The organism is Sphingobium sp. IP1 (assembly GCF_002708645.1).
Lineage (GTDB): Bacteria > Pseudomonadota > Alphaproteobacteria > Sphingomonadales > Sphingomonadaceae > Sphingobium > Sphingobium yanoikuyae.
The window spans coordinates 1-886 of record NZ_NOIW01000261.1; the positions used below are offsets into that span (position 1 = coordinate 1).

The 886-nt window shown below is 65.9% G+C and carries 1 protein-coding gene; it reads right to left on the reverse strand.

Features of this window, described 5'->3' with window-relative positions; all coding sequences use genetic code 11:
- Nucleotides 1-40 precede the first annotated feature (40 nt).
- On the reverse strand, nt 41-886 hold an 846-nt coding region (locus CG471_RS29860; RefSeq protein WP_143560329.1), incomplete at its 5' end, for an EAL domain-containing protein.

The window sequence follows — 886 nt, forward strand, 5'->3', positions numbered from 1 at the left end:
TGCGCGCCACGCCGGCTCGGCCCTCATCGGAAAGGTCGGCCTAACCCTGTAGCACCAGCGATATGAGTTCGGGCGAGGAGACGCCGGCCGAGCGCAGGAAGCCCTGATAATAATCACAACCTTCCCGTGCCAGCAGGTCGAGCTGCTGCTCCGTCTCCACCCCTTCGGCGATGACGTTGAGGCCCAGCGACTTTGCCATATGGATCACCCCGCGCACGATGATCCGGTCCCGCGCCGATCCTGCGATATCCTGGGCCAGGCTGGAGTCGATCTTCAGATAATCGAGCGGCAAGCCCTTGAGGTAGGCCAGGCTCGAATAGCCGGTGCCGAAATCGTCGATCGCCACCGCCAGCCCCTCGGACCGCAGTGCCGTCAGCAGCGCCGCCGCTGCGTCGACATCCTGGATCAGCCCGCTCTCGGTAATCTCCACCGTCAGCCGCGACCGGGGAAAGCCACTGCGGTCCACCTGCCCCAGGAAATCGACCATGAACCCCGGCTGCGAAATATCCGCCGCCGTGACGTTGATCGACAGGCGCAGATTGGACAGCGCGCTCGGCCAGGCCGCCGCCTGCCGCAATGCCTCGGCCTGGATATGCGCCGACAGCGGCAGCATATAGTCGGACCGCTCCGCCGTGCCGAACAATATGCCGGCCCCCAGCGGGCCATAGATCGGATGGTTCCACCGCGCCAAAGCCTCGACCCCGCTGATGCGATGGTCATAGACCGGATATTGCGGCTGAAACACGATGCCGATCTCGCCCCGGTGCAACGCCAGCCGCAGGTCGGTTTCCAGCTGGTCGGCGTCGAGCTGGCGGCTGCGCTTTTCGGCGGAAAAGATGCGAATGCCCTCGCCCCCGCCCTGCCGCGCATCGGCCAGTGCCGCCCC